We start from the raw sequence: 22852 nt of genomic DNA, 5'->3' as shown, positions 1-22852 counted from the left end.
CACCCGGCGCGGCCGACCGCGCCGACGGCACCCACGAAGGGACCCCCACCATGACCGGCCCCTCCCCGGCGGACCGCCCGCCGCGCGTCCTCTACATCACCGGATGGATGCGCAGCGGCAGCACCCTGCTCGGCAACGTCCTCAACGAGATCCCCGGCGTCCGGCACGTCGGCGAACTCCACTACCTCTGGCGCAACGGCGTCCTGGGCGCCGGGACCAACACCAGCTGCGGCTGCGGCGAGCCGGTCCGCTCCTGCCCGCTCTGGTCCGAGGTCCTCGCCGAGCTGCCCGAGGGCTCCGTCGAGGCCGTCGCACACCGCACGACCACCCTCCAGCGCGCCCTGCTGCGCACCCGCCACACCCCGGCCCGGCTCGCCGAGGCCCGCGGCGAACGGCCCGCGCCCCCCGGCGTGGACGAACTCCTCGACCGGTCGGCCGCCGTCTACCGGCGGGTGGCGGCCCTCGGCGCCGACCGGCTGATCGTGGACGGCTCGAAGTACCCGGCGGAGGCGGCGGCCCTCCTCGGCCGCCGCGACCTGGACGTCCGGGTGCTGCACATCGTGCGGGACCCCCGGGCCACCGCCCTGTCCTACCGCAGGGCCAAGGAGTACATCGACCCCATGTCCCCGGCCCGCAGCAGCGGCTACTGGACCGCCTTCAACCTGGCCTCCGAGCTCGTCGGCCGTACGGCGGGCGGACGGTACCTCCGGGTCCGCCACGAGGACCTGTCCCGCGATCCGCGCGAGGTCACGGCCCGGGTGCTCCGCTTCGCCGGACTCGACGACGAGTCCCCGGTGGACGCCCTGGGACGCGTACCGCTCGGCGCCAACCACACCGTCACCGGCAACCCGGACCGGCTGCGCAGGGGCGTCACCCACATCCGGCCCGACGAGCGGTGGCGCACCGCGCTGCCGGGCACCGCCATCGCGGCGGCCACGGCCGCCGCCGCCCCCCTGCTCTCCCGCTACGGCTATCCGCTGGCCCCCGTGCGCGCCGCCCTCGCGGGGTGATGGCGGTGGACCTGGGACTCGCCGGACGGGTCGCGCTCGTCGCGGCCTCCAGCAGCGGGATCGGCCTCGCGGTGGCCCGCGTCCTGGCCTCGGAGGGCGCCGACGTGTCGCTCTGCGGCCGGGACCCCGAACGGCTGGCCCGCGCCCACCGGGAGGTGGACGACTCCGGGCCCGGCCGGGTGCTGAGCACCGTGGTGGACCTGCGCGACGAGGACGCCGCCGCGGCCTGGGTGCGGCGCACCGCCGAGGAGTTCGGGGCCCTGCACGTGGTGGTCACCAACTCCGGCGGGGTGCCCTTCGGCCCCGTGGAGGACTTCGCGGTCGCCGAGTACCGGGCGGCGGTCAACGAGAACCTGCTGCCCCACGTGTCGCTGTCGCTGGCCGCCGCCCCGTACCTGCGGGAGGCCCGCTGGGGACGGATCGTGATGCTCACCTCGGAGTCGGTGCGCCAGCCCCATCCGGGCAGCGGACTGTCCTCGGTGGCCCGGCTCGGCGTCCTCGGCTTCGCCAAGGGGCTCGTCCACGCCTTCGGCCCGGCCGGGGTGACCGTGAACGTGCTCGCGCCGGGCTTCCACCGCACCCCGATCCTCGACGTGCAGTACGGGGAGAAGGTCGAGGAGCGGCTGGCCGAGGTGGCCGCCGGGATCCCGCTCGGCCGGATCGGCCGCGCCGAGGACCTGGGCGCCCTGGTCGCCTTCCTCGCCAGCGAACAGGCCGGGTACGTCACCGGCGGGGTGCTGGTCGCGGACGGCGGCAACACCCGGGGCATCGGCTGACCCCGCCCGCCCCCGCACCGCCCGCGACCCCGTACCGCCCGCCACACCCGCCGCCCCCACCGGCTGCCGCACCGGCAGCCCCCCGAGCCGTCCCGTACGGGAATCCCCCGCCCGTACGGGACATCCCCTCCCTCACGCCCCCGGTCCGTACGCGTCCCCATCGCGCCCGGCCCCCACCCGCACGCCCCCGCCCGCAGCGAACCAGCTCAGCCCGTACGCCCCGCCCGCCGGGCCCGTGACCGCCGCACCACCGGTCCGCCCGCCCACCGCCCCCATCCGAAGGAGTCCCGTTCATGCAAGTCCTCGGGGAAGTCGCCAGTTCACGCGAGGCCGCGCTCTACGTGGTCAAGCTGGGCAGCGCCACTCTGCTCCACAGCAAGGTCTTCGACGAGCTGCTCGAACTCAGCCGACGCGGCGCCCGGCTCCTCGTCATCGCCGGGGGAGCGGCCGGGATCGCCGAGCACTACCGGCGCACCGGCCGCGAGATCCGCACCCTGGTCTCCCGCACCGGCGACGAGATCCGCTACTGCCCGCCGGAGGAGATGCGGCACATCGTCGCCGCGTACGAGGAGGTCACCCTCCCCCTGGTGGAGGAGGAGCTGACCAGCCGGGGACTGTCCGTCTTCGCCGCCGTCGCCCGCACCGGAGCCCTGGTCAAGGCCACCGCCAACGGTCCGCTGCGCATCCAGGAGGAAGGGCGGACCCGACTGGTCCGCGACCACCGCGCGGGCACCGTCAGCTCCGTGGACGTGCCCCGGCTCAGCGGTCTGCTCGCCACCTTCGACGTGGTCTGCCTCTCCCCGCCGGTCGCCGACGCCGACGGCGGCACCCCGCTCAACGTGGACGCCGACGTGCTCGCCGCCGAGGCGGCCCTGGCCCTGGACGCCGACCACCTGCGCCTCGTCACCGGCACGGCGGGACTGCTCACCGACCCCGCCGACCCCGCCAGCAGCCTGCGCCACCTCACCGAGGGCGAGGGACGGCGCTACGCCAAGGGCAGGATGCGGCAGAAGGTCAGAGCGGCCGAGATCGCCCTGAAGGGCACCTCCGACACCGCCATCACCGGCCCGCACACCCTGTCCGCGGCGGGCGCCACCTGGTTCTGGCGGGCCCCCGCCCCCGCCCCCGACCTCGAACTGCTCGCCCGTACCGTCGAGTTGTCCTCGGTCTCCCGCGACGAACGCGAGATCGCGGAGTTCCTCGCCGGATGGTGCGAGGAGAACGGCATCAAGGCCGAGATCGACGCCGCGAACAACCTGGTCGCCACCAAGGGGGCGGGCCCCCGGCGGCTGCTGATGCTCGGACACCTGGACACCGTCCCGCACCGCTGGCCGGCCCGCTGGGACGGCGAGGTCCTCTCCGGCCGGGGCTCGGTGGACGCCAAGGGCAGCCTGGTCGCCTTCCTCCAGACCCTGGCCGCGTTCGACCCGCCCGAGGGCGTCGAGGTCCGCGTCGTCGGCGCGGTCGAGGAGGAGATCACCGGCGCCGGAGCCTTCCACGTCCGCGACGCCCAGCCCGTCGCCGACGCGGTGATCGTGGGCGAACCCAGCGGCGCCGAAGCCCTCACCCTCGGCTACTACGGGCTCGTCAAGATCCGCTACAGCGTGCGGGAACCCACCGGACACACCGCGGGCGAAGGCGTCCGCACCGCTGGGGACCGCATGGTGGAGGTGCTCGCCGGACTGCCCGCGGCGGTGGCCGGACTGCACCCGGACGCGCTGACCGCCGTCCTCGGCGTCCGGGCGCTCAACCAGGGCGACACCCAGGCGGGCGAGGCCGTGGTGGACGTCCGCGTCCCCCCGGGCCTGGACGTCACCGAGACGGTGGACGCCCTGCGGGCGCTCGCCGCCGACCCGGTGCGCTTCGAGGTCCTGCGGGCCACCCCCGGAGTGAGCACCGGCCGCACCAGCCCCCTGGTCAAGGCCTTCCAGCGGGCCTTCAGGGCCGGAGGAGTCACCCCCCGGTACCTGATGAAGAAGGGCAGCAGCGACATGAACACCCTTGCCACCACCTGGCACGGCGTCCCCATGGTCGCCTACGGGCCCGGCGACGCGAAGCTCGACCACACCCCAGACGAACACCTGCACGCGGACGAATTCCGGCGGGCCCAGCGCCTGCTGGCGACCGCGGTCCGAGAATGGAGCTTGATGTGACCGTCCTGACGGCCGCCCCCGGGCAGGATCTCGCGGCCCCCTTCGTCCACTGCGCCTGCTACCCGGGATCGACGGTCTGGCTGACCGGCCTGCCCAGCGCGGGCAAGACCACCGTCGCGTACGCCGCCGCCGAGATCCTGCGCTCACGAGGCCGCCGCGTGGAGGTCCTCGACGGCGACGAACTGCGCCAGACGTTCTCCTCCGGCCTCGGCTACTCCCGCGGCGACCGGCGCAGCAACGTCGAACGCATCGGACGGGTCGCCCAGGTGCTCGCCCGCAACGGCGTCACCGTCCTCGTCCCCGTCATCGCCCCCTACGCCGACGCCCGCGACCTGGTGCGCTCCTGGCACCGGGGCAGCGACACCGACTTCCTGGAGGTCCATGTGGCCGCCCCCCTGTCGGTCTGCGCCCGCCGCGACGTCAAGGGCCTCTACGCCCGTCAGGCGGCCGGCGAGATCAGCGGCCTGACCGGCGTCGACGACCCCTACGAGGAGCCGCTCGCACCCGACCTGCGGATCGCCTCGCACACCCAGACCGTCACCGAGTCCGCGCAGGAGCTGCTCGCCCTGCTCGCCGAAAGGGGGCTGGCATGACCGCCACGACCGTCACCGGGACGGCCGCGCCCGCCGCACCGCCGTCCACCGTCCGCCCCCGGGACGCCTACGGCCTCTCCCACCTCGACGCCGTCGAGTCCGAGGCCGTGCACATCTTCCGCGAGGTGGCGGGCGAGTTCGAGCGGCCGGTGATCCTCTTCTCCGGCGGCAAGGACTCCATCGTCATGCTCCACCTGGCGCTGAAGGCCTTCCGGCCCGCGCCCCTTCCCTTCACCCTGCTGCACGTGGACACCGGCCACAACTTCCCCGAGGTCCTGGAGTACCGCGACCGGGTGGTCGCCGAGCACGGGCTGCGGCTGCACGTCGCCCGGGTGCAGGACTTCATCGACGACGGCCGACTGCGCGAGCGCCCCGACGGCACCCGCAACCCGCTCCAGACCGTCCCCCTGCTCGACGCCATCACCACCGGCCGCTACGACGCGGTGTTCGGCGGCGGGCGGCGCGACGAGGAGAAGGCCCGCGCCAAGGAGCGGGTGTTCTCGCTGCGCGACGAGTTCGGCGCCTGGGACCCGCGCCGCCAGCGCCCCGAGCTGTGGTCGCTCTACAACGGCCGCCACGCCCCCGGCGAACACGTCCGGGTCTTCCCGCTCTCCAACTGGACCGAACTGGACGTCTGGCAGTACATCCAGCGCGAGGCGATCGACCTCCCGGAGATCTACTACGCCCACCACCGCGAGGTCTTCGCCCGCGACGGCATGTGGCTGGCGCCCGGCGAGTGGGGCGGCCCGCGCGCCGCCGAACGGCTGGAGACCCGCCTGGTCCGCTACCGCACGGTCGGCGACATGTCCTGCACCGGAGCGGTGGAGTCCGCCGCCGCCACCGTGGAGGCGGTGATCACCGAGATCGCCGCCTCCCGGCTCACCGAACGCGGCGCCACCCGCGCCGACGACAAGCTCTCGGAAGCCGCCATGGAAGACCGCAAACGCGAAGGGTACTTCTAGCCGTGAACCTCACCGATGCGCTGAACTCCGCGCCGCACCACGCGCCGTACGGTCCGGGCACCGCGGTGGACACCCTGCGGTTCGCCACCGCCGGTTCCGTCGACGACGGCAAGTCCACCCTGGTCGGCCGTCTCCTCCACGACTCCAAGTCCGTCCTCGCCGACCAGCTGGAGGCCGTCGAACACGCCTCCAGGAAACGCGGCCAGGAGGCACCCGACCTGGCACTGCTCACCGACGGTCTGCGGGCCGAACGCGAGCAGGGCATCACCATCGACGTCGCCTACCGCTACTTCGCCACCGCCCGCCGCCGCTTCATCCTCGCCGACACCCCCGGCCATGTGCAGTACACCCGGAACATGGTCACCGGCGCCTCCACCGCCGACCTCGCGCTCGTCCTCGTCGACGCGCGCAACGGGGTCGTCGAGCAGACCCGCAGACACCTCGCCGTCGCCGCCCTCCTCCGCATCCGCCACGTGACCCTGGTGGTCAACAAGATGGACCTGGTGGACTGCTCGGAGGAGGTGTTCGCCCGGACCGCCGCCTCGTTCGCCGAGTGCGCCGCCGCCCTCGGGGTCGAACGGGTGACCGCCATCCCGATCTCGGCCCTCGCCGGGGACAACGTGGTGCGCCCCTCCGAACGCATGGACTGGTACGCGGGACCCACGGTCCTCGAACACCTGGAGTCGGTCCCGGTGGGCGCCGATCCGCGCAGCGAGTCGGCCCGCCTGCCCGTCCAGTACGTCATCCGGCCGGGCACCGCCGCCCACCCCGACTACCGGGGCTACGCGGGCCAGATCACCTCCGGGGTGCTCCGGGTCGGCGAGCGGATCACGGCCCTGCCGTCCGGCGCGGTCAGCACCGTCGTGGGCATCGACACCCTCGACGGGACCGGCACCGACACCGCCTGGGCGCCCCAGTCGGTGACCGTGCGCCTGGCCGACGACCTCGACATCGCCCGGGGCGACCTGCTGGCCCCGGCGGCCACCGCGCCGCGGCCCGTCCGCCGGTTCACGGCCACCGTCTGCCACCTCGGCGAGCAGCCGCTCCACGTCGGCCGGCAGGTGCTGCTGCGGCACGCCACCCGCACCGTCCGGGCGGTGGTCGCGGAGATCTCCTCGCGGCTCGACATGCAGGACCTCTCCGAGCGTCCGGGACCCGACCGCCTCGCCGTCAACGACATCGGGCGGATCACGGTCCGCACCGCCGCACCGGTCGCCCTGGACGGCTACGAGGACTTCCGGCGCACCGGCTCGTTCCTGCTGATCGACCCCCTCGACGGCAGCACCCTCACCGCCGGGATGGCGGACTCTCCGGCTCCGTCGGAAGGGGGGTGACGCCCTCGGAAGATGACCATGAGAACTTCATGTCGGCCCGGTGACACAGGCACTGTCGGCCCTTCCCCCGGCACAGCAGACTCTTTCTCGTCAGCAAGCCGAAACACACCGGGAAGGGCCGACATGAACCTCGACATCGCCACCGCCGTCACCGCCATAGCCGAGGACCTGGTCATCGAGGACTTCTCCGGCGCGGGCACCGATCCGTACCAGCCCGGCACCTGCATCTGCTGGACGGGCGACCCGCTCGCCGAGTAGCCCTCCCCGTACGACCCGCACAGCACGCCTCGCACGACACGCAAGGCTCGGCACACACAGCACGCCTCGCACGGCACAACACGTACGGCACAGCACGTACGCACAGCACGTACGGCACACGTACCCCCTTCGCACCCCGCACGGCACGACAGGACACACGCGACCCCGCACCCGCACACCCCAGCGCACGGCACGGACACCGCACGGACACCGCACAGGCACCGCACGACACGCACCCGAGCAAGGTCCACAGGCCGCACACCAGAGGAGGAATCGGTGGCACAGCGCCAGGGCACCACGCACGGACTCGGTTTCAAGCCGCATCTGAAGGCCGAAGTCGTCCCGGGAGAAGGCGTGTTCCTCATCTCCGAACGCGGAGTCACCGCGCTGCGCGGATCCTGTGTCACCGTTCTGGCCCCCCTGCTCGACGGCACCCGCACCCTCGACCGGCTCGTCGCCGACGCCGGTTCCCTCCCCGCCGACCAGGTCAGGAAGGTCGTCACCCGGCTCCTGGGCTCCGGACTCCTCACCCACCGCGACCCCGGCACCCCCGCCGCGAGCACCGCGGGCGAGGCCTTCTGGGAACTCGCCGGAGTCGACGGGGACGAGGCCGCCCGCCGCACCGGCAGCGGAACCGTCGCCGCCACCGGGCGCGGCAGCGAAGCGGGCGCCGGCACCGAGGAACTCCTCGCCGCGCTGGGCGGCGCGGGACTGCGCGTCCACCGGCCCGGCCAGGGCGCCGGGACACCCGGCCTGGCACTCGTCCTCTGCGACACCTACCTCGACCCCGCCCTCGCCGAGCTCGACGCTGCCTACCGTGCCGCGGGCACCCCCTGGCTGCCCGTCCGGCTGAACGGCGAACAGCCCTGGATCGGACCGGTGTTCCAGCCCGCCGACGGCCCCTGCTGGCACTGCCTGGCCGAACCGCTGCGCCGCAACCACCCCGCCGAGACCTATCTGGGCCGGGCCCTCGGCCGCCCCGTCAGCGTCCCGCCCTCCGGTCTGGCGGCGGGCCGCGCCGTCGGACTCCACCTCGCCTGCCTCGAAGCCGTCAAATGGATGGCGGGCCACCGCCACCCGGGCCAGAGCGCCCTGTGGACCATGGACACCCTGACCCTGGCGGGCCGCCACCACCCCGTGCGCCGCCGCCCCCAGTGCCCCTCCTGCGGCGACCCCGACGTGACGGCCCGCCGCATCTGGGCCCCCATCCGCCCGACCAGCCGCCCCAAGGCCGCCACCGGCACCGGCGAGCGCTCACTGACCCCCGAGGAGATGCTGGAACGGTACGGACACCTCGTCGACGAACTCACCGGCGTGGTCAAGGAGGTCCGCCGCGACCGGCGCGACCCCGGCTTCCTCAACTGCTACCACTCCGGGCACAACCCGGCCTCCTCGCCCACCGGACTCGCCGCGGTGCGCGCCGGACTGCGCAGCCACAGCTCCGGCAAGGGCACCACCCCCCTCCAGGCGCGGGTCAGCGCACTGTGCGAGGCCGTCGAGAGACACAGCGGCTACCGCCAGGGCGACGAGCCCACCCTGAGAGCCACCTACCGCGAGGTCGCCGACCGCGCCGTCCACCCCGACACCGTCCAGCTCTTCCACCCGCGCCAGTTCGTCGGCCGGGAGGTCTGGAACTCGGAACACGCCCCGGCCCACCGGATCTGCACGCCCTTCGAGGAGGACACCCCGGTCGACTGGACCCCCGTGTGGTCCCTGACCGCGGGCCGCCACCGGCTGCTGCCCACGTCCATGCTCTACTACGACGCCCCCTGCCCCACGGGCTCCTTCTCGGCCCACTCCAACGGCACGGCCGCGGGCAGCTCCCGCGAGGACGCCATCGTCCAGGGCTTCCTGGAACTCGTCGAACGCGACGCCGTGGCCCTGTGGTGGTACAACCGCACCCGGCAGCCCGGCGTCGACCTCGCCTCCTTCGGCGACCCCTGGATCGAGGAGATGCGCCGGGCCCACCTCGGCCTCGACCGCGACCTGTGGGTCCTCGACCTGACCAGCGACCTCGGCATCCCCGTGTTCGCCGCGCTCTCCCGGCGCACCGACAAACCGGCCCAGGACATCACCCTCGGCTTCGGCGCCCACTTCGACCCCCGGGTGGCGCTGCGGCGGGCGGTGGCCGAGGTCAACCAGATGCTGCCGCCGGTCGTCGCCGCCACCGCCGACGGCGACGGCTACACCTGCGACGAACCCGTCCCGCTGTACTGGTGGCAGACCGCCACCACCGACAACCAGCCCTATCTGGTCCCCGACCCCGGCGGCCCGCACCGCACCGCCGCCGACTTCCCGTACACCCCCCGCGCCGACCTCGCGGCCGACGTGGCGGCGGCCGAGGAACTGGCCCGAGGCCTCGGCAGCGAACTGCTGGTGCTCGACCAGACCAGGGCGGACGTGGGACTGCCCGTCGTCAAGGTGATCGTGCCCGGACTGCGCACCTTCTGGACCCGCTTCGCCCCCGGCCGCCTCTACGACGTCCCGGTACGTCTGGGCCGCCTGGCCGCTCCCACCCGATACGAGGACCTCAACCCGGTCCCCCTCTTCCTGTGACACCGTCGCCGTACCATCCGTGAGGTCCCCGCCATGAAGTCTTCCGCCCCGCCCGCGCCGCGGGACACCCGCCTGATCGAACTCTGGTCGCTCCGTGAGGACACCAAGGTGCGGACGGCGGCGGACGAGGCCGGGACCGGCCTGGTCAGCACCCTCTGGGAGGACATCCGGCTGCCGATGTCCGACCCGGTGGTCCACCGGGCGCTCGAACGCATGACGTACGGCCCGGTGTCGCTGGACAACGTCCTGCCCGGCTTCAGCGTGACCGGCGCCGTCTCCCGCGATCCGCGCCGCGCCGCCCTGCGCTCCACCCTCGACGCGGTCCGGCAGGCCGTGATCCGCACCCTCGCCCTGACCGACGGCACCGAGCAGCTCTCGGTGGTCCCGATCGTGCGCGAGGCCCGCTTCACCCCCCGGATGCCCGCCCCGGAGACCACGCACCGGCTGTCCCGGTTCGCCACCCTGCGCGTCGGCACCGGGGACATGGTCCTCGAATCCCCGCTCAGCACCCACCGGGTGGTGCTGCACACCCCCCAGGCCATGTGGCTGGTCAGCTGCTACGTCCGGCCCGCCTCCGTCCGCGACACGGCCCGGCTCCTCGACATCCCGCTGGAGGTGGTGCGCAAGGCGGTCGGCTATCTGGAGGCGTCCGGGATGCTGGTCCCCGGCTCCGACGGCCCGGACGAGGGCCACTCCTTCGCCGAGGACCGGGACCCCGCACTGGAGCACTGGTCGCCGCGCGAACTGATGCTGCACAACCGCAGCAGGCCCGGACTCCACGACGAACCGCTCGGCCTGGCCCGCAGGTCCGCCGAGGAACCGGGCGACCCGGGGGAGCGCCGCCGGGAAGGCGGCGGCCCGCCGCTGCCGCTGCCGGTGCCCGACCTCGACCGGGTCCTCGCCACCGACCCCCGGCTGACCACCGCCCTCGAAGCCCGCCGCTCGGTCCGCGCGGACGACGGACTGCCGCTCTCCCCGGCCCAGTTGGGCGAGCTGCTGTACCGCGCGGCCCGCGCCCGCCCGGCCGGCGGACGGCCCTATCCGAGCGTCGGCTCCGTCTACCCGCTGGAGCTGTACGTCACCGTGGTCGGCTCCGCCGAACTCCCGCGCGGCTCCTACCACTACGACCCGGCGGCCCACGCCCTCCACCCGCTGGACACCCGGCCCGCCCTGGTGGACGCCCTGCTCGGCGAGGCGGGCGCCACCGCGGGCCTGAGCGCGGAACCCCCCGTACTGATCAGCATGACGGCCCGCTTCCGGCGGATCAGCGCCGCCTACCCGGGCATCGCCTACAGCGCGCTGCTCAAGGAGGTCGGCGCCCTCCAGCAGACGCTCTACCTGGTCTCCACGGCCATGGGCATCGGACCGTGCGCGCTGGCCTTCGGCGACACCGCGACCTCCGCCAGCGCCTTCGGCCTCGACTGGCGCGCGGAGTCGGGCGTGGGGGAGTTCGTGCTGGCCGCGCTGCCCGGCGGGGCACCTTCCGCCGATCACGGCCGAACCGGTACGAGATACCCCTGAACGAAAAATACCGAACACCCCCGGCGCCGTCTATGCTGCACTTCCGTGCGGCACCGAAGTCGAGTAGGGGGCTCCTGTGGGATGGTCTCGGCCCGCCGGTCCAGACATAGTTCGCACTCACCGTCCCGTCGAGGGAGGTGATCTGGCGCCGAAGGTCGCCGGTACGATCACGCTCGTCGTCATCCTCTGCTTCTTCGCGGTGGGCCTGACCTACGCGGTCGGCGCGGGGATGGGGGCCGGTCAACTGGCCCTCTGCGGCGTACTGATGCTGACGCTGCTGTTCCTCCAGCTGAACCATTCGTTCCCCTTGTGGATACCCAGAGCGGCCCGCCACCGCGCGCTGACCCTGGCGCTCCAGGCGGTGCTCACCTTCGCCCCCTTCACCCTGTTCGGCGCCGCCTGGCTGGGGATGCCGGGCTTCCTCGCCGCCTCCGCGCTGCTCGTCCTGCGGTCGGGCTGGGGATGGACGGTCTTCGCCGGGGTCATCGTCGCCACCGGCTTCGTCCAGTTCGCCGTGGGCTACGGAATGGGCCACCTCGCCTACAACAGCCTGGCCACCGTTCTGACCGGACTGGTCGTGTACGGCCTCAGCCGCCTCTCCGGACTGGTCCGCGAAGTACAGATGGCCCGCGAGGAACTGGTCCGGCTCGCCGTCACGCAGGAACGTCTCCGCTTCGCCCGCGACCTCCACGACCTGCTCGGCTTCAGCCTCTCCACCATCACCCTGAAGTGCGAACTCGCCCACCGGCTCATCCGGGTCCAGCCGGAGCGCGCCGAGATGGAACTCACCGAGATCGTCCAGACCGCCCGGCAGGCGCTCACCGACGTCCGGTCCGTGGCCAGCAGCTACGTCCAGATGGCACTGAACCGGGAGGTGGCGTCCGCCGCCTCGCTGCTGCGCGCGGTGGGCATCCGCACCGACATCCAGGTCACCGAGACCCCGCTGCACGCCTCCGTGGACACCGTCCTCGCCACCGTCCTGCGCGAGGGCGTCACCAACCTGCTGCGCCACAGCAAGGCGCAGCACTGCACGATCACGGCGTACGCGGACGAGAGCACCGTCCGGTTCTCCATCGCCAACGACGGGCTGAGCGAGACGGACACCGCCCACTACGAGCCCGACCGCTCCGGTGCCACGGGCGGTGTCGGGCTGCGCAGCCTGACCATCAGGGCCGAGGCGCTCGGCGGACGGCTCGGCTGGAGCGTACGCCAGGACGGCTGGTTCGAACTCGTCGCCGAACTCCCGCTCCGCCCGGCCACCGACACCTCCCGGAACCCCGGCGGCCCCGGGACCACCGGGGCCACCGCCTAGGACCCGTCGTCACGTTCCCGTCGGCCCGGTCTCACAGCCAGCCGGCGTCCCGCGCGATCCGTACGGCGTCCATCCGGTTGCGGGCGTTGAGCTTGGTCACCACCGTGGTCAGGTAGTTGCGGACCGTCCCCGCGGACAGGAACAGCTTCGTGGCGATCTCCGGAGCGTCCATGCCCCGGGCCGCCAGCCGCAGCACCTCGTTCTCCCGGGCGCTCAGCGGACTGCTCCCCGCCTGGAGCGTGGCGAGCGCCAACTGCGGGTCCACGACCTGTTCCCCCGCGACCACCTGACGGATCGCGGCGGCCAGCCGGGTGGGGTCGGTGTCCTTCAGCAGGAACCCGGACACCCTGGCCTCCAGCGCCCGGCGCAGGTTCCCCGGCCTGCCCAGACTGGTCAGGATGATCGTCCGGCAGGCCGGGAGCTCCCGGCTGAGCAGTTCCGCGGCCCGGATGCCGTCGATGCCGGGCATGTCGATGTCCAGTACGGCCACGTCCGGCCGGGTGTCCAGGGCGACGGGCAGCACCTGGTCGCCGTTCCCCGCCTCACCCACCACCTCCAGGTCCTCCTCCAGTTCGAGGAGCGAGACCAAGGCCCGGCGGAGCATCACCATGTCGTCCGCGAGCAGCACTCTGATCACAACAGTCCCCCCTGACGTGCCCCCCCATAGGGCCCGCGTGTGAGGTGAATGCTACTGGGGGTGAAGAGAGTTGGCGGGTTCCCGACGGTCGCGCACCGCCCCGGACGCGCCTCGGGACCGGTCCGGCGCGGTCGCCACGGCCGCGGCGTACCCCTCGGGAGCCGACACGTCCGCCAGCGCCCAGCCGTCCGGCCCCGCCGCAGGGACGGGCCCCGTCCCCAGGTAGTCCAGGGCCGACGAGCGCCCGAGCCCCGTCCCGATGCCCTTGAGGTACGCCTCCTTGCGCGTCCACGCGCGGGCGAAGGCCACCGGACGCGACGCCTCGTCCAGGGCGGCCAGTTCCGCCCCCTCCCGGGGATGCAGCGCCGACGCCGTCTCCGCGACCGTCGCCGCGTCCGGCACCCGCTCCACGTCCACGCCGAGCGGTACGGGGCCGATGCCGAGCAGCACCAGCGGCCCGGTGTGCGACAGGGAGAAGTGGGCGCCCCCGCCCAGCACCACCGGACGGCCGTGCGGCCCGCCGCAGCACGGGCACACGTCCCGTCCCAGGCGGACCGCCTCCGGCGCGAGCCCCAGCAGATCGCCGAGGAGGGTCCGCAGCAGCACCCGGGCGACCAGATGGTTGCGCCGGTCCCCCGGGCGCCGCAGCTCCTGCGTGCGCCGCAGCTCCCCGGCGTCGAGCAGCCGGGGAGCGAGCCGTCCGGCCCAGCCGGCCAGGCTCTCCGCCTCGACCAGCCGCACCGTCACCGGCCGCGCCGCCGTCCCCGGCGCGCGCGGGCCGAGCAGCGCGGACGTCACGGACTCTTCCGGGGCCCGGTCGGCGGATCGCCCGCCGTCAGCCGCTCCACGTACCCGGCGATCCTGCGCGCCCGGGTCTCCGGCCGCACCGCCTTCGCCACGTTGAGCAGGATCTGGTACCTGTTGCTCCGGCTCAGCGCCTCGAACGCGGTCGCGGCCACGGGGGAGGCGTCGAGCGCCACCCGCAGATCGGGCGGCACCTCCGCCGTGCTCTGCGGCGCGTACGCCGCGTCCCAGCGCCCGTCGGCCCTCGCCAGCTCGATCTGCGCGAGACCGGACGGCCGCATCCGGCCCGCCCCGATCAGCTTCTCCACCTTGGCGCAGTTGATCCTCGACCAGGGGCTGCGCCGCTTGCGGGGCGAGAACCGCTGGGCCCACCAGCCCTCCGGCACGTTCCCGGAGTAGGCCTTGCCGTCGATCCAGCCGTAGCACAGGGCCACGTCCAGGGCCTCGTCCCGGCTGATCGACGGCACCGGCGTGCCCTTCTTCGGCAGGGCGATCCACACCTCGTCCGCGCCCTCGTGGTGCTCCTCCAGCCAGGCGGCGAACTCCGCCACGGAGACGCAGTGCAGATGGCCCTCCGCCAGCGTCACGGCCACGCTCACGCGGCGGTCTCCACTTCCACCGGCTCGGCGGTCCGCACGCCCGGCCGGGCCGCCTCCGCGCCGCGCACCGGGACCGGCGTCCCGCCCAGTGCCTCGGCGGCGGCCTTGACGCGCTCCAGCGTGACGCGGATGCCGTCGCGCAGCTCCTCCGTGTGGTTCTCGAAGCCACCGAGCATCGAGTTGGCGAAGGACGCGGTCCGCTTGCTCTGGCCCGCGTTCTGCCCGGAGACGTCCCACGTCTCGGTGAGCAGGGTGCCGCCCGCGCCGTCCGGCGCCATCCGGTAGCCCCAGCGCACCCCGTTGGTGGTGGTGTGGAAGGCGAAGGACCTGCCCCGCTCCGACCGCTCCACCGTGTTGGAGGTGACCCACCAGACCCAGCCGCGCCGGTTGAACCCGATGAAGCGCGCACCGACCCCGCGCTCCTTGCCGCGCCACCGGCAGCGGCGGCACTCCGGGCTCCACTCGCCGGTCCGCGTCACATCGCTGACGAGGTCCCAGACCGTCTCGGGGGAGGCGGCGATCCGGATCGACAGCTCCTCCGGCGCGACGACCGGCGTCGCGACCGGCGTCCCGCCCCCCTTGCGCGCCAGCTTGGCACCCGCGCGCCGGGCACCCCGCAGCTCGGCCAGGTACGGGTAGTGGTCCACCTGCATGGTGTGGCGCTTGGACGTCACGTACCGCTTGGCGAGCTTCTCCCGGTACCGGGTGATCTCCCGCAGCATCGCCTCCTTGGAGGGCAGCGCGGCCTTGCCCTGGAGCAGGTCGGCCACCCAGTGCGACTGGGCCTCGGCGAGGACCGTGGTCGCGCCCAGGGGCTGGAAGAGGCCCACGAAGTACAGCCCGGGGTGGTGCGGATCGGCCACCCGGTGGAAGAGGGACACGTCGTTGTCGGTGGGGGCGATCACGGACTCGTCCAGGAACGGGAAGCTGACCTTGTAGCCGGTGCTGTAGATGACCGCGTCGATCTCCTCGCTGCTGCCGTCGGTGAAGTGCACCGTGCCACCGTCGAAGCGGGAGACGTTCGGCTTGACCGCGAGCCCGCCGTGCCCGAGGCGCGGCAGCAGGGTCTCCGAGACGGTCGGGTGGGAGCCGAACAGCTTGGCCTCCGGCTTCGGCAGACCGAAGTCGGTGACCTTCCCGATCGACATCCGCAGCAGGGCGGCCATGACCCAGCGCTGTGTCGCGCGCGGCATCACCCGGGTGATGAAGGGGCTGATCATGTCGTCGCCGGGCTTCCCGAACATGAACTTGGGGAACACGTACCCGCCGGTGCGCACGGACAGGAAGGTGCGCTCGGAGACGGCGGAGGTCTCCACCGCGATGTCCGACGCCGAGTTGCCGAAGCCGAGGACCAGCACCCGCTTGCCCGCGTACTCGTCGGGGACCCGGTAGTGGTGGGAGTGGATCTGGGTGCCGGTGAAGGTGTCGGCGCCGGGGAACGCGGGCTCGGGGTCCCGGGGGTCCCAGTGGTGGCCGTTGGCCACGATCACCGAGCCGTAGTGCCGGGTGGTCTCCTCACCGGTCTCGCGGTGGCGCACCGTCACGTTCCAGCCACCGCCCCGGGCGGGCTCCACATGGGAGACCAGGGTGCGGAACGTGATCGACCCGCGGAAGCCGAAGTGGTCCACGTAGTCGTCGAGGTACTGGGCGATCCGGGCGTGGCCCGGGTAGTGCGGGTAGTCCGCGGGCATGGGGTAGGCGCGGTACTCGGACAGCTTCTTGGACGTGTTGATGTGCAGGGACTGGTAGCCCGAGGACATCCCGTTGTCGTTCTGGTAGCGCCAGTTGCCGCCGACCTCGGAACCGGCCTCGTAGCAGTCGAAGTCGATGCCGCGTTCGTGCAGGACCTGGCAGGAGGCGAGCCCCGACCAGCCCGCTCCGATGATGCAGACGTTCTCCATGGTGTCCTTCTCCTTGTGGGGATGCTCAGGGCTGCCGGACGTACGCGGACGGGTCACCCAGCCAGTGGCCACCGGCGGTGACGCGGACCTCGCCGCCCCCGACGGCGGAGAGGACCCGGTGGGCGGTGCGGACCAGGACGACGCCGACGGCGGAGTCGATCGCACCGGCCAGATGGGGGACGCTCGTACGGAAGTCGACCCGGAAGGCGATCTCGCTGCCGCCGGGGACGTCGGTGGCCGTCCAACTGCCCCCGAACTCCTGGAAGTCCCCGTCGACCTGCTCGAACGCGATGCGGTACGGGGCCTCGCCGCCGCCCGTCCGCCCGGTGCGCTGCACCCAGCGGGCGGAGCCGCCCCGGAAGGCCAGCTCCCACGCCTGGTGGCCGTCGCCGGTCTCGGACACGGACCGGACGTCCTCGGCGTGGGCGGGGAACGCGCCGCCGTCCGCGAGGCGTTCGATCACCTCGGCGGCCGGTGCCGGGACCGTGGCCTTCAGCACGCGGGTCGTCATGACGTGGGCTCCTTGTCGGTGGCCGGGCGGAGGATGCTGACGGCCTGGAGCCGTGTGGTGCGCAGCATGGGGTGGCTCGCCTCTCCGAAGGCGCCGCCGGTGAGCCCGGGGCCGCCCTGGTTGGGCAGGAAGGGCAGGAAACCGCTGTGCGAGTCGTTGATCTTGAGGTTGCCCGCGTTGGTGACGCCTTCGAGGAACCGGTCGGCCGTCGGGGCGTCCTGGGTCCAGACGGAGTTGCGCAGCCCGTACGCGTTGGAGTTCACGAAGGCCAGCACCTCCTCCAGGAGGTCCTCGTCCGAGGCGCCCGCCTCGGGCACGATGACCGGCAGCAGCGGGAAGAAGGTCTCGTCGCGGACGACGGAGAACGACCGGGCGTCCCGGAGCCCTTCGACCCGGACGATGCTCGGCTCGACGAAGAACCCGGTCTCCGAGGGCGTGCCGTCCACTTCGAGCCGCCGCCCGCCGTGGACGAGCTTCGCGCCCCGGGCGAGCGCCTCGCCGAGGCAGCCGTAGAACCAGTCGATCCCGAGGACGGGGGTGAGGACCACCTCGGGGTCGTCGGGGTATCCGGGCTTGATCTCGCGGGTGGCGACGACGAGCCGCTCGACGAGTTCGTCGGCGATGGCGGGGTGGGCGACGACCTGGTTGGGCACGTTGCAGATCTGGCCGGAGTTCAGGAAGAACTGGGTGATGGTCTCCACGGCGGCGTCGAGGTCGGCGTCGTGCCACACCACGCAGCAGTCGTTGCCCGCCAGTTCGAGGACGGGCTTCTTGCCCGCCGCGACGGCGTCGGCCTCGAACTCCAGGCCCTTCTTGCTGCCGCCGAAGTAGAGGACGTCGTCGACGTGCTCACTGGCCAGCCAGGTCTCCAGCGCGGGCGGTCCGCAGAACGCGTTGACCGTCCCGGCGGGCGCGCCCATCTCCTCCAGGACCGGGGCGACGACCTCCCGCATCGCGTACATGCAGCTGAGCGCGACCCCTCGGGGCGCCCGGACCACGACGGTGTTCCCGGCGAGCAGGGCGGTGAGCCCGTTCAGCGCGTTCACCGTCGCCGCGTTCTGCGGGGGGTTGATGCAGACGACACCGTCGGGGATCCGGCGCAGGATCATTTCCCGCTCGCCGTCCCGGCGCCGGAACTCCAGCTGCTCGGCGCACCATTCGAGGGTCTCCCGGCTCCAGCTGGTGTACGGGATGCCCGTGAGCATTCCCTCGGCCGCTGACCGGGGTGTTCCCTCCGCGACCAGGATCTCGACGAGCGGCTCCCGGTGCTGGAGCAGCCGCTCCCCGATCATCCGCCCGATCTCCAGGCGCCGGGCCAGGGGCACCCGCCGCCACGCGTCGGCGGCACCCGCTGCCGCCTCCAGGGCGAGCGCCGCCATCTCCTCGTCGGCGACGACACAGGCTCCGACGACGCTGTCCCCGGCGGCGGCGGGATCGACGAGACCCCGGTCGAGATCCTGTTTGAGACGCAGACCGGTGAACGTGTCCTCGATGAGGGAACGCGCGGTGACGGTGTGCACGTACTGCGGATCGTCACCGACGATGTCCCGGCCGCCGATGTAGGCCGGATAAACCCCGAACTTCATTTCGCCCCCTTCGGTCAGTCCGATACGGCTGACGTGTGTCCTCACACGCTAGGACGGCGACTTCCCCGACCTCATGAGTCCACGATCAAACCTGCTTATCGGACCGATGCGGGGCCGCGCCCGGGGCGAGACGAGTACGGGGTAAAAGCCCTGGTCACTGACTTGTGAGAGGCTCTGGTCCCGAGCGACTGCCGGAATTTCCCGGTACCCGATCATCGGCTCCGGGCAACTCGACGGGCGGGCTTCCGCCGTCGAAAGCGATGAGGCCGGGAGCGGAATGCGCGGCCCGGTCCACGGGAGCGGAATCGTGATTCGGCCATTCACCGGACGGGTGCGTCCCTCGGTCACCCGCCGCCGTATTCTTTCCTGCGGTCGAATTCCTGTTCGCGATTCTTCGTCCTCAGCAGTCGACCGGCTCAGCCGCCGACCGGGGAGGGCCCGACGCCGGGCGGCTGGTCCCGTGCCGGGCCCTCCGGGCCGAAGCCCGTGATCGCGGACCTCGTTCCCCCACCGGAGCCGGAGCCGGAGCCGGAGCCGGAGCCGGAGCCGGAGCCGGAGCCGGAGCCGGAGCCGGAGCCGGTGGGTGGGTGGGTGGGTGGGTGGGTGGGTGGGTCAGTGCGCGGGGTCCGGGGGCTGGCCGGAGACCAGGCCCTCCAGGGGAGAGCCGTCGGGCAGTCGGCCCTCGACGCGGACCAGGACGGGCTTCGGGAACTCGACTGCCTGGGCGGGGCCCCGGGTCGTCGTGGTGGTGGAGCCCCGGGTCGTGATGCTTCCGACGTACCGGCTCCCCGCGGACAGGAGGTAGCGCGTGCCCGAGGGCGAGACCCACGGGGTGGCGGCCAGGACGTGCTGGCCGAAACGGCTGCACATCGCCGAGTCGCCGAGGGCCGCCACCCGCCGAGGCGGGCGGGCGCCCGGGGGTTCGAAGTCGACCGTCGTCCGCCCGGGGCCCTCCCAGGTGTCCGCCCGGGAGCAGACCCACAGCGCCGTGCCCGCCCGCTCCGGCAGGGTCTGCACCGCGTACTCCCAGCGGTTGACCGAACGCACCCCCGCGAGCCGCAGCGGTGCCAGCGAACAGGCGGACCGGGCCCAGGCCGCCAGACCCCCGGGCCCCGCCGCCTCGCGGGGCGAACGGGCCCGCGCACCCGGGTCCGGCGCCGGGGTCCAGGTCAGATGCGCCGGGACCAGCTCACCGAGGTCCGCGAGCAGGAAGGCGTGGTCCTCGACGATCCGCGCCGACGAGGTCAGCCGGAGCACCGGAACCCGGTCGCACCCGCCCCCGCTCCCGTACGGCACCGGGGCCGTGACCCCTTCGGCCGTCACGGCCAGGGGAACCGTCGCGGCGCCCGGCGCCCGGAGGTCCCGTACCTCCGCGCGGGCGATCCACGGGGCGAGGAGGAGACGCGCCCGCCCGTCGCGCCGGGTGAGGACCACCGCCGCGCCCGTCGTGACGTCGCTGTCGTCCGCGCGCGCCACCTGGAGGGAGGCTCCGGTCCGGCCGTCGGAGGCTTCGGCGTACCGGGCGAGCCGCCGCCCGTCGTACAGCAGCACCACCCCGGAGCCGTCCACCGTTCCCGCGAAGAGCAGGGCGGGCGGCTCTCCCGGCGGCGCCGTGGCCGTGCCGCGCGCCGCCGTCACCCGTACACCGGTGTCCGTACGCCCCGACCAGGAGTCCAGGGCGCGCCGGAGGAGCGCCGTGTCACCGGTGCGAGCGCCGCGCGGGGGCCAGGCGGTGAGGTCGACGCGCGCGGTGTCCGCCCAGCGCTCGGCGGGGGCCCGCACCAGGGCGGCGGCGGTGAGGGCGTTCGCGGCCCGCTCCGGGCGCGGTTCCGGTCCCGGACGGAGCCCGGCCGTGGCGACGACGGCGGCTCCGGCGAGCACCGCCGCCCCGGCGAGGACGGCCAGACGGCCGTGGCGACGGCGGCGCAGGAGGTCCGTGGGGCGGGTGTGGACGACACACGGGTCGAACTCGCCGCCGGAGAGCAGCGCGGCGACATCGGTGCCGGTCGCCGCGCCGAGCCGGTCGGCGGCGCGGACGGCGGCCTCGGGCTCGGGGACGCCCGCCGAGGCCAGCAGTTCGACGACCGCGTCGGCGGGGAGCCGTTCGAGGGCCCGCAGGGCGATCGCCGCCCGGACCTCCGCACCGACTCCGGCCAGCGCGCGGTCGAGGGAGAGTTCGTCGGAGCCCCCGGCGCGCGGGAACAGCCTCAGCCCGAGGACGAGCGGGGGGAACGGGCCGGGGCGGCGCAACGGGTGCCGGGGCCTGAGCGCCGTCCGGACGACCGTCGCCCGCAGCCAGGAGGCCACCGGACGTTCGGCGCTCCGCTGCCCGGGGAGCGACGGCCCGGACCGGGGAGCCGGGGCGGACCCGCCGGGAGCCGGGGCCCCGGCGGGCTCGTTCCCCGGCCACGGACCGGGGCGGCTCGTGGCGTCCGCCAGGGTCCGCTGGACCAGGGCGTGGGCGGTGAGGACGCGGCGGTGGCGGCCGAGGGACGGCGGCAGGATCAGATAGGCGAGCCGGACGAGTCGCGGGTAGTTCTCTACGAGGGCCGCCTCGGCGGTCTCACGGGCCGGGCGCCCGTGAGGTATCGAGGTGCCTGCGGTGACATGACGGGACGACATGACCGACCAACGAGCCTCCGGGCGGTGCCGTCACCTCGGACCTGTGACCGTACGGTTCCCCGGGAGCGGGACCACACATCCGGACAAGAGCCGCTAAGGCTCGATCAGACCCACCCTGATCGCGTACCGCGTCAGCTCCAGACGGTCCCTCAGGCCCAGCTTCTGGAGGAGGTTCGCGCGGTGCCGCTCCACCGTCTTGGGGCTGATGACCAGGAGGTCGCCGATCTCCTTCGAGCTGTGGCCCTCCGCCACGAGCTTGAGGATCTCCTCCTCGCGTTCCGTGACCGCCTTGGCGGGCAGGGGCCTGCCCCGCTCCGCCCGGTCGAGGTAGGTGCGGATCAGGGCCGTCTCCGCACCCGGATAGATGAACGGCTCGTCGCGCACGGCGGCCCGGCACGCCTCCACCAGATCGCGGTCCGCCACCGACTTCGGCACGTAGCCGCTCGCGCCCGCCTTCAGCGCCTCGAAGAAGTACTGCTCGTTGTCGTACATCGTGAGCATCAGGATGCGCAGCTCGGGCCGCAGCCTGCTCAGTTCCCGGGCCGCCTGGAGGCCGGTCCTGCGGGGCATCGAGATGTCCAGGACGGCCAGGTCGATCCGCTCGGAACGCGCCAGGGCCACCGCCTCCGCCCCGTCCGCCGCCTCGGCCACCACCGTCAGGTCCGGTTCCGCGTCGAGGATCAGGCGCACTCCTCCGCGCACCAGCGCGTGGTCGTCCGCCAGCAGGATGCGGGTGGGAGTCTTCGGTTCCGTCATGCCCCTGCCCTCGTGCTCCGTGTGTCGAGGCGGACCCGCGTGCCGCCGCCGTCGCCTTCGCGGACGGTCAGCTCCGCGCCGATCAGCAGGGCCCGCTCCCGCATCCCGAGGAGCCCCGCGCCGTCGGGCGCCCCGCCGAGCCCCCGCCCGTCGTCCTCGACCAGGAGTCCGACCCCGCCGTGCGGGAGGCGGCGCAGCCGGATGTCCACCTGACCGGCGGACGCGTGCCGCGCCGTGTTCGTCACGCCCTCCTGCGCCACCCGGTACAGCACCAGCTCGGTGGCGTCGTCGAGCTTCGGCAGACCGGGCTCGATGTGCGCCCGCACGGTCAGGGAACGGGTGGAGAACTCGGAGGCCAGCGACCGGAGCGCGCTGTGCAGCCCCAGCTCCTCCAGGACCCCGGGGCGCAGACGGCGGGCGATGCGGCGGATCTCCTCCAGCCCCGCCCGCGTCGTCTCCTGCGCCTGGTGGAGCTCCGTCCGCAGCTCGGCGGGCGCGTGGTCCGCCGCGTGCTTCAGCTGGAGCAGTACGGCCGTCAGGGTCTGTCCCACCTCGTCGTGGAGCTCCCGCGCGATCCGCCGCCGCTCCTCCTCCTGCGCCGACAGGGCCCGTGCGGTGCTCGTGGCCCGCTCGGCCTCCAGCCGGTCCAGCATCGTGTTGAAGGTACGGGTCAGCTCGGCGATCTCGCCCTGCCCCGACACCTCCGGACGCCGTCCCGGCCGCAGCAGGTCCGCCGTCCGCATCGCCCGGGTGAGGCGCTGGAGCGGCGCCAGCGCGACCCGCAGGAGGAATCCGTTGGCCAGGAGCATCGCCGTCAGACCCGCCATCAGCACGATCGCCTCGCCGAAGAGCACGGGCGAGGAGACGGTCACCGGGCCGAACAGCAACAGGACGGCCGTGATCAGGACGGACGCGTTGAGAAGGAAGATGCGCCAGTACAGCGACACTGCTCCGGCTCTCC

19 protein-coding genes are annotated in these 22852 nt (G+C 73.5%); 10 read left to right on the top strand and 9 right to left on the bottom strand.

Annotated elements, in window-relative coordinates:
* The first annotated feature begins 50 nt into the window (after positions 1-50).
* The 10 genes from ACFXGN_RS13315 to ACFXGN_RS13270 all read left to right on the top strand — a co-directional run bounded on the left by ACFXGN_RS13315 (position 51) and on the right by ACFXGN_RS13270 (position 12475).
* Positions 51-1010: a sulfotransferase gene (locus ACFXGN_RS13315; RefSeq protein WP_384857555.1), complete on the top strand. Its 960-nt coding sequence runs from the start codon at positions 51-53 to the stop codon at positions 1008-1010.
* A 5-nt stretch (positions 1011-1015) separates the two neighbouring features.
* Positions 1016-1786: an SDR family NAD(P)-dependent oxidoreductase gene (locus ACFXGN_RS13310; RefSeq protein WP_384857552.1), complete on the top strand. Its 771-nt coding sequence runs from the start codon at positions 1016-1018 to the stop codon at positions 1784-1786.
* Between the two features lie 293 nt (positions 1787-2079).
* A complete protein-coding gene (locus tag ACFXGN_RS13305; RefSeq protein ID WP_384857549.1) occupies positions 2080-3939 on the top strand; it encodes a M20/M25/M40 family metallo-hydrolase in 1860 nt (619 codons plus the stop codon).
* The gene (cysC, locus tag ACFXGN_RS13300) at positions 3936-4532 is read left to right on the top strand and encodes an adenylyl-sulfate kinase (protein ID WP_384857546.1); all 597 of its coding nucleotides are present in this window, start codon (positions 3936-3938) and stop codon (positions 4530-4532) included. The genes ACFXGN_RS13305 and cysC overlap by 4 nt, the downstream gene beginning before the upstream one ends.
* The gene (gene cysD / locus ACFXGN_RS13295) at positions 4529-5494 is read left to right on the top strand and encodes a sulfate adenylyltransferase subunit CysD (RefSeq protein WP_384857543.1); all 966 of its coding nucleotides are present in this window, start codon (positions 4529-4531) and stop codon (positions 5492-5494) included. The genes cysC and cysD overlap by 4 nt, the downstream gene beginning before the upstream one ends.
* Positions 5495-5514: 20 nt before the next feature.
* Positions 5515-6828 carry a sulfate adenylyltransferase subunit 1 gene (locus ACFXGN_RS13290; protein WP_384857755.1) on the top strand — a complete coding sequence of 438 codons (1314 nt, stop codon included), beginning with the start codon at positions 5515-5517 and terminating at the stop codon, positions 6826-6828.
* A gap of 123 nt (positions 6829-6951) precedes the next feature.
* The gene (locus ACFXGN_RS13285; RefSeq protein ID WP_384857540.1) at positions 6952-7086 is read left to right on the top strand and encodes a hypothetical protein; all 135 of its coding nucleotides are present in this window, start codon (positions 6952-6954) and stop codon (positions 7084-7086) included.
* A gap of 276 nt (positions 7087-7362) precedes the next feature.
* Entirely contained in the window at positions 7363-9642 is a 2280-nt protein-coding gene (locus tag ACFXGN_RS13280; RefSeq protein WP_384857537.1) for a TOMM precursor leader peptide-binding protein, read from the top strand.
* 33 nt (positions 9643-9675) lie between these two features.
* The gene (locus ACFXGN_RS13275) at positions 9676-11163 is read left to right on the top strand and encodes a SagB family peptide dehydrogenase (RefSeq protein WP_384857535.1); all 1488 of its coding nucleotides are present in this window, start codon (positions 9676-9678) and stop codon (positions 11161-11163) included.
* Between the two features lie 76 nt (positions 11164-11239).
* The gene (locus tag ACFXGN_RS13270) at positions 11240-12475 is read left to right on the top strand and encodes a sensor histidine kinase (RefSeq protein ID WP_384857532.1); all 1236 of its coding nucleotides are present in this window, start codon (positions 11240-11242) and stop codon (positions 12473-12475) included.
* A gap of 31 nt (positions 12476-12506) precedes the next feature.
* On the opposite strand, the gene ACFXGN_RS13265 is transcribed toward ACFXGN_RS13270, so the two are convergent.
* The 9 genes from ACFXGN_RS13265 to ACFXGN_RS13225 all read right to left on the bottom strand — a co-directional run bounded on the left by ACFXGN_RS13265 (position 12507) and on the right by ACFXGN_RS13225 (position 22838).
* On the bottom strand, positions 12507-13112 hold the full coding sequence (locus ACFXGN_RS13265) for a DNA-binding response regulator (RefSeq protein ID WP_384857529.1): 606 nt from the start codon (positions 13110-13112) through the stop codon (positions 12507-12509).
* Positions 13113-13163: 51 nt separating this feature from the next.
* Positions 13164-13910, bottom strand: a complete 747-nt coding sequence (locus tag ACFXGN_RS13260) for a 4'-phosphopantetheinyl transferase family protein (protein WP_384857526.1) — start codon at positions 13908-13910, stop codon at positions 13164-13166.
* Positions 13907-14515, bottom strand: a complete 609-nt coding sequence (locus ACFXGN_RS13255) for a YdeI family protein (protein ID WP_384857522.1) — start codon at positions 14513-14515, stop codon at positions 13907-13909. The genes ACFXGN_RS13260 and ACFXGN_RS13255 overlap by 4 nt, the downstream gene beginning before the upstream one ends.
* A complete protein-coding gene (locus ACFXGN_RS13250) occupies positions 14512-16416 on the bottom strand; it encodes an NAD(P)-binding domain-containing protein (protein ID WP_384857519.1) in 1905 nt (634 codons plus the stop codon). The genes ACFXGN_RS13255 and ACFXGN_RS13250 overlap by 4 nt, the downstream gene beginning before the upstream one ends.
* A gap of 25 nt (positions 16417-16441) precedes the next feature.
* Positions 16442-16927 carry a type II toxin-antitoxin system RatA family toxin gene (locus ACFXGN_RS13245; protein WP_384857516.1) on the bottom strand — a complete coding sequence of 162 codons (486 nt, stop codon included), beginning with the start codon at positions 16925-16927 and terminating at the stop codon, positions 16442-16444.
* On the bottom strand, positions 16924-18513 hold the full coding sequence (locus ACFXGN_RS13240; RefSeq protein ID WP_384857513.1) for an aldehyde dehydrogenase family protein: 1590 nt from the start codon (positions 18511-18513) through the stop codon (positions 16924-16926). Before ACFXGN_RS13240 ends, ACFXGN_RS13245 begins: the two co-directional genes overlap by 4 nt.
* Before the next feature lie 612 nt (positions 18514-19125).
* Positions 19126-21135, bottom strand: coding sequence for a hypothetical protein (locus tag ACFXGN_RS13235; protein WP_384857510.1), 2010 nt, complete (start codon positions 21133-21135; stop codon positions 19126-19128).
* 93 nt (positions 21136-21228) lie between these two features.
* Complete coding sequence (locus tag ACFXGN_RS13230) at positions 21229-21891, bottom strand: response regulator (protein ID WP_384857507.1); 663 nt, start codon at positions 21889-21891, stop codon at positions 21229-21231.
* A complete protein-coding gene (locus ACFXGN_RS13225) occupies positions 21888-22838 on the bottom strand; it encodes a histidine kinase (RefSeq protein WP_384857505.1) in 951 nt (316 codons plus the stop codon). Before ACFXGN_RS13225 ends, ACFXGN_RS13230 begins: the two co-directional genes overlap by 4 nt.
* Positions 22839-22852: the final 14 nt, after the last annotated feature.

This window comes from Streptomyces sp. NPDC059247, from assembly GCF_042754005.1.
Classification (GTDB): Bacteria; Actinomycetota; Actinomycetes; order Streptomycetales; family Streptomycetaceae; genus Streptomyces.
Note: the sequence above shows the minus strand (reverse complement) of the source record. Positions and strands in the feature narration are given on the sequence as shown.

What these genes read in the sequence shown, in the direction of transcription:
- ACFXGN_RS13315 (WP_384857555.1), top strand. Translation starts at nt 51, where the DNA reads ATGACCGGCCCCTCCCCGGCGGACCGCCCGCCGCGCGTCCTCTACATC.
- ACFXGN_RS13305 (WP_384857549.1), top strand. Translation starts at nt 2,080, where the DNA reads ATGCAAGTCCTCGGGGAAGTCGCCAGTTCACGCGAGGCCGCGCTCTAC.
- cysD (WP_384857543.1), top strand. Translation starts at nt 4,529, where the DNA reads ATGACCGCCACGACCGTCACCGGGACGGCCGCGCCCGCCGCACCGCCG.
- ACFXGN_RS13285 (WP_384857540.1), top strand. Translation starts at nt 6,952, where the DNA reads ATGAACCTCGACATCGCCACCGCCGTCACCGCCATAGCCGAGGACCTG.
- ACFXGN_RS13275 (WP_384857535.1), top strand. Translation starts at nt 9,676, where the DNA reads ATGAAGTCTTCCGCCCCGCCCGCGCCGCGGGACACCCGCCTGATCGAA.
- ACFXGN_RS13250 (WP_384857519.1), bottom strand. Translation starts at nt 16,416, where the DNA reads ATGGAGAACGTCTGCATCATCGGAGCGGGCTGGTCGGGGCTCGCCTCC.
- ACFXGN_RS13245 (WP_384857516.1), bottom strand. Translation starts at nt 16,927, where the DNA reads ATGACGACCCGCGTGCTGAAGGCCACGGTCCCGGCACCGGCCGCCGAG.
- ACFXGN_RS13240 (WP_384857513.1), bottom strand. Translation starts at nt 18,513, where the DNA reads ATGAAGTTCGGGGTTTATCCGGCCTACATCGGCGGCCGGGACATCGTC.
- ACFXGN_RS13235 (WP_384857510.1), bottom strand. Translation starts at nt 21,135, where the DNA reads ATGTCGTCCCGTCATGTCACCGCAGGCACCTCGATACCTCACGGGCGC.
- ACFXGN_RS13230 (WP_384857507.1), bottom strand. Translation starts at nt 21,891, where the DNA reads ATGACGGAACCGAAGACTCCCACCCGCATCCTGCTGGCGGACGACCAC.